At 52.2% G+C, this 5,444-nt stretch carries 7 protein-coding genes; 1 reads left to right on the forward strand and 6 read right to left on the reverse strand.

Features of this window, described 5'->3' with window-relative positions; translation table 11 throughout:
- Positions 1-273 precede the first annotated feature (273 nt).
- The 6 genes from AC13C0_RS00545 to AC13C0_RS00570 form a co-directional block, all read right to left on the reverse strand.
- Positions 274-846 (reverse strand): hypothetical protein, encoded by a 573-nt coding sequence (locus AC13C0_RS00545; protein ID WP_482953745.1) that lies wholly within the window; start codon positions 844-846, stop codon positions 274-276.
- Positions 839-1,678: a bis-aminopropyl spermidine synthase family protein gene (locus tag AC13C0_RS00550; protein WP_482953746.1), complete on the reverse strand. Its 840-nt coding sequence runs from the start codon at positions 1,676-1,678 to the stop codon at positions 839-841. The genes AC13C0_RS00545 and AC13C0_RS00550 overlap by 8 nt, the downstream gene beginning before the upstream one ends.
- A 196-nt stretch (positions 1,679-1,874) precedes the next feature.
- Positions 1,875-2,159, reverse strand: coding sequence for a winged helix-turn-helix domain-containing protein (locus AC13C0_RS00555; RefSeq protein WP_482953747.1), 285 nt, complete (start codon positions 2,157-2,159; stop codon positions 1,875-1,877).
- Positions 2,160-2,268: 109 nt separating this feature from the next.
- Entirely contained in the window at positions 2,269-2,475 is a 207-nt protein-coding gene (locus AC13C0_RS00560; RefSeq protein WP_482953748.1) for a helix-turn-helix domain-containing protein, read from the reverse strand.
- A 299-nt stretch (positions 2,476-2,774) separates the two neighbouring features.
- Positions 2,775-4,028, reverse strand: coding sequence for an IS256 family transposase (locus tag AC13C0_RS00565; RefSeq protein WP_341581964.1), 1,254 nt, complete (start codon positions 4,026-4,028; stop codon positions 2,775-2,777).
- A 39-nt stretch (positions 4,029-4,067) separates the two neighbouring features.
- Positions 4,068-4,199: a hypothetical protein gene (locus AC13C0_RS00570; protein WP_482953749.1), complete on the reverse strand. Its 132-nt coding sequence runs from the start codon at positions 4,197-4,199 to the stop codon at positions 4,068-4,070.
- Between the two features lie 49 nt (positions 4,200-4,248).
- Here AC13C0_RS00570 and AC13C0_RS00575 point away from each other — a divergent pair, with 49 nt between their 5' ends.
- Positions 4,249-5,322, forward strand: a complete 1,074-nt coding sequence (locus AC13C0_RS00575; protein ID WP_482953750.1) for an Arm DNA-binding domain-containing protein — start codon at positions 4,249-4,251, stop codon at positions 5,320-5,322.
- Positions 5,323-5,444 lie beyond the last annotated feature (122 nt).

Here is a 5,444-nt window from a genome sequence, read left to right on the forward strand (position 1 = left end):
TGCCGATTCGCGGTCAAAATGGCGACGGAAGACCACAGGCTGCGATGTGGCCGGGATAAGGTTGGCCAAGAGAAACAATTTGACCCAACCGGCTGGGCGATTAGCCCTGAAAACAAGCCGTTTATGGACGGAAACTAGCTAGCTCTTTGCTATACGCAAAGACTGTTACTTCTGCTGTTCGTTCCCCTACGCCTCTCGTCAGAGTGGACTTTCCCGTAGCTGGCGCGCCTGTTAAATAAATGATGTTTCCCATCCAGCAACGCTCCGATGGAATTACCTTAGAAAGACTGCATATGGAGCCTTGACCCTCGCAACGAGTCCGATCTTTTTTACCACCCTCTCCTCTGGAGGCGAGGGAATGTCGGCTTCACGGTAGACTAAGCAACCTTTGTCGTTTTGACCCTTCACGTAATCCGACGCATTTTTACCGCGAGATTGGCCCAATCCCACCTCAAACTCATGCAAGTCTATTTCAAACTCGTCAAGCTTGAGCTCATCCAAAACAAGTGCAAACCGCGACCCGCGCACCTCTACACCTGCCGGAACCTCGTGCCAGTCCACCCCATCATCGGAATACTGGGAGGCAGCCACCGGAGGGGCTGTATGCTTGGAGTTCATCTCATTCATGATGATGAGTAACTGTTTTCCTTTATCTTCCATTGATTTTCCGAATGGCTGAACCATGGTACGCGGGTGGCATGAGCTGCCCCCGTAGCCCCAGAAAATTGAGCCCGCTTCTTCATACTCCCTCTGTTTTCTTCGGATGATATCCTCCAGGGTCTCTGAAGCATGAAGGCCCACTTTCATGAAGATCACGCCCTGACCATCCTGTATTGGGTTAGGCATCGGGTAACTCCTTGTACTTTTCTAGGGTGTAGCGCTGGTCCGCCTCCTTAGCGACATTAAGGATCGGTTTCTCGCGCACATATTTGTACGTAAGGGGACTGTTGTGACCGTAGAAGTTTCGTAAGCGATCCAAAGATAATTTCTTGGAGCTCTGCTCCATCAATGCAGGTTGCACACGCCGGAAGAGGCAAGAACAAGACCGCAAATCTGGGGCGTCATCAAGATGATAGAGATGAAGTTGGGGTAGCAACTCTGCGACGACGTACCCGAGCTCGATCGCTCGTTTTTGGGTATCTCGAAGCACCTCCTGAGTCCATAACAGATCAGGATCATCAGCTATCACGACTATACCAAGGCTTTTGGCAGTGGTAGCTTGGCTACCACGCTCCAAGAAAGCAGTAACACTTTGGCCATCGTTGCTGGCGCCCCACGGAGGATTTATGTGGAATCCGTCATAAGCATTAAAATGCTCTAACGGAAGCGGATCGGCCACGTTATAGAGTTCAGCCGTGATCTGAACGTTCGGCGCAAGTTTTTCGCCAAAACGCAAGACGGAGTTCACTATACGCTCATCAAAATCCAATAGGGTTATAGAAGAGGGACCGTAGTCAATTACTCCCTGCGCATGCAGGTGCGCGGCTGATAAGGCAATTCCATCACCATCTCCAACGAAGACAACTTTCTTGCCGTCGAATACCCGTGCAACGTATTCAGCCTGAATCACCATATCGGCAACTTTCATGTAGATCTGGTCAAACTCGCGCAACGGCGCCGGCCTATTCATGACTACATCCGAAATGCTGTTAATCGCTCGGCGCAAATCAAACCCCACTATTACCCCCCTCGTGTAATCGCCACGGTTCACTCGTACGCCTTACTGTTATCGGTCAGACACACTCAAAATAGCACAATAACTATTATCCCTCTGTATTCTAGTCACCAGTCGACAGCCATATAAAATACAACCTTTCCAATTCTCTAGCACCTACTGAACCCGTTTTCTACGATCTCCGCGAAAAGATCACAGCCTATATAAATGAAAACTTGAATGTGCGTCCAGTCGGAGCAGGGTTTTGCCCCGCTTCCATTAGCGAATTCAGAACAACTGTGGGTCTACCCATGGATAGCGCATCCTGACCACGGTCAGTGATCTGCACCATCCCTCCATCCAGAATTGTTAAAAGCCCAGCTTTGTTGAGGTATGTCCGTACCCAACCCACTCTGTTATTGACTACCGTTTGGTTAATAGATGGCAGGCGCTCTTTCCACTCTTTCTCGGACAGCTCAAATGCTTCCTTCACGGCCTCGCGCATCGGCTAAGGTCCGGGGCTGTATGTCGCTAACTGTTTGAAGAACCGGACGCATGACTGACTGAAAATCAGGTATTGCCATTGCCTGTACTACTCCCTGCCAGAACTTTGCTTACTGCTCGTTTACAAACTCGAACAAATCACCAACGTCACAGCCCAGATATCGGCACAGAGCTTCAATAGTTTCGAGCTCCACACGACTCGCTGTCTCGTGATAAAGCCGGGTGACGGTGCCCCGGTTAATCCCAGTTTCTCTCGCCACATCGACAATCTTGAGTTTCTTCTCGCCCATCAACTTAGACAGATGGCACTTAATCATTTGGCCCACCAAAGAACAAATTAACCCGCAGGAGATCAAAAAGACCTGCAAAAGGTCTTAAAGAATGCATAATGATCTACAGGAGAACATATTGAGCTGCTTGCCAGACTGTTTGTTCTCCAGTAACCAAAGGTAGCAAAGGAGCTAACCCATGTCACAGGTATATCTGACCACCGATGAGCTGGCAGAGCGGATTAAATATGACGCTCGGACAATCCGCGAACGCCTCAAGGACTCAGTCCTACTTGAGGGAGTTCATTACATTCGTCCGAGTTATTGTCAAATCTGGTGTATGACCATCAGGCAGCGTCTCTGTCAGATTGATCATCCACCTGTTCTCCATCCCGAAACTGAACGTTATTCACGACCAGCTTCAGTTGGTCAAACCCCTTGATCCGCTTCCATCGTTTCTGGGCGGATTGGAGTAATTTGAACACCATCGATAACGTGGTGTCGCGGTTGCCACAGGACCGGCTCCGTTTGGTTCTCAACCGCACTGTGGCGAAGGTGGATTCAATCGGATTGGTGGTCCGCAAGTGAATCCAGTGAACCGCCGGGAAGTCGTAGAAGGCCAGCAATTCATCCCGGTCTTTCTCAAGGTTTTCCATGGCCTTCGGGTACTTGTCCCGGAATCGCTTCAATGTGCTGTCAAAGGCTTTGTGAGCGCCATCCCGGGTCTCCGCCAGATAGATTTCATGCAGGTCTGACTTCACCTTCGGTTGTACGGATTTGGGCAGCTTATCCAGCACATTGGCGGTCTTGTGCACCCAGCACCGTTGGTGCCGGGTTTCCGGAAACACCTTGCTCAGCGCTTTCCAGAAGCCCAGAGCGCCGTCGCCCACGGCCAGTTTGGGCGCGCGGTCCAGACCCCGTTCTCGCAAGCCGGTGAGCAGTTCCCGCCAACTGGCTTCGGACTCCCGGTGACCATCTTCAACAGCGACCAGCTCCTTGTGGCCGTGCTCGGTTACCCCGATGATCACCAGGAGGCAGAGCCGATCATCCAGACGAACATTGCTGTAGACACCGTCCGCCCACCAGTAGACGTAGCGCTTCTGGCCCAGGTCGCGGCGACGCCAATCCTCGTGCTCCTTCAGCCACCGCGCCTTGAGCCGGGACACAGTGTTGGCCGAGAGCCCCTTTGCCTGTTCGCCAACCAAGGCACTAAGGGCCTCCTGGAAATCGCCAGAAGAGACACCGCGCAGGTAGAGCCAGGGGATGAGTTCATCCAGACTCTGAGCCCGCTTCAGATACGGCGGCAGGAGCTGGCTGTTGAAGCGAATGCCGGAACCACTGCGGTCCCGGACCTTTGGCACCTGAACGTCAACATCCCCAACGCCTGTCTGGATCGTGCGCTTAGGCAGGTGTCCATTGCGCACCACAGCCTGGCGACCATCGGGTGTCGACACATCGCCATACTGATCCAGTAAACCCTGGAGCTCCGACTCGACTGCCTTGGCAATCAGGTCACGAGCACCTTGTCGGATCAGATCGTGTAAAGGATCGTTGGTGGCTACTTCTGGTTGTGAAAGAGCATGCAGGTTAGACTTGGTCATGGCGTATCGTTCCTCTGTTGGTTGTGATCTTGGCGGTGATCAACCAACAGGATACGCCACCTCTTCAGCCTGCTTCCATACACCAGAAATCACCATAACTCCATTCGTCCATTCGGCGGCCGAAAGATTCTCTACATCTGGGATGTTATTGAACAGGACATGTTCAATCATTCCGGCAACCACGCTTATGCCGTGCCAATGGCCGGAGGAGGTGTGTGCCGTGGGTAGGATTGTCGAGCGACCAGAAACAGGCAAACTCTTTTTTGATTTCAGATATGAAGGCAAACGCTGCCGCGAGCAAACCGCTCTCGATAACACTGCAGCCAACCGCAAAAAACTCGAGAGCATCCTCAAACGAATTGAGGCCGAAATCACCCTCGGGACGTTTGAATACCATCGCCATTTTCCGAACAGCCCCAACGCTAATGAATTTACGAAGCAGGCGGAAGTTCAGCGGGCCCGGGAAGCACATGACACGCCTCTTTTCAACAAATTTTCAGAGGATTGGATCGCTGAAATGCGGATCCAGTGGCGCCAGTCGCACATCAGCACCGTGGAGGGAACATTGAAAAACTACCTCAACCCTTATTTCGGGGAAAAAGAGGTTGGCCGCATCACCAAGAAAGACATTCTCGATTTCCGGGCCTCACTCGCCAAAGTTACAACCCGGAGCGAAAAACATCTTTCAGCCAGTCGTATCAACCGAATCATGACGCCTTTGCGCATGATCCTTAGCGAAGCAGCCAACCGCTTTGATTTTAGCTCACCCTATCACGGGATTAAATCACTGAAGGTACCCAGGACCGATGTCGAACCGTTTGGTATCGAAGAAGTGAAGCAGATCATCGAGACGGTCCGACCCGACTTCAGAAACTACTACACCGTTCGATTCTTCACCGGGATGCGTACTGGTGAGATTGACGGGCTCCAATGGGACCACGTGGACTTCAAGCGTCGCCAGATTCTGGTTCGCCAAGCTCTGGTGAACGGGCACCTCGAATACACCAAGAACGATGGCTCCTTCCGGACGATCGAGATGTCTCAGTTGGTGGTCGATGCGCTCACCGAACAAAAGAACTCCACCGGGAAAATGGAGTTTGTTTTCTGCACGCGGACCGGTGGGCCATTGAGTCACAACAACGTGACCAAGCGGGTTTGGTACCCGCTGCTTCGACACCTCGGTTTGCGCAAGCGGCGCCCTTATCAGACGCGGCATACAGCAGCCACTTTATGGCTGGCCGCCGGGGAAAACCCGGAGTGGATTGCTCGACAGATGCGTCGTCTGTCAAGGTAGTTGGCACCTGATTCAGTTGGGCTCTAATGAGCCACGCATTGTTCTTTAACAGTTTGCTCTTCTGGTAATGGATTCAACCACACAGCTCCGATCGGCTCACAGTTCCGGATGCTGGTTGACCA

The organism is Marinobacter sp. B-21 (genome assembly GCF_056857895.1).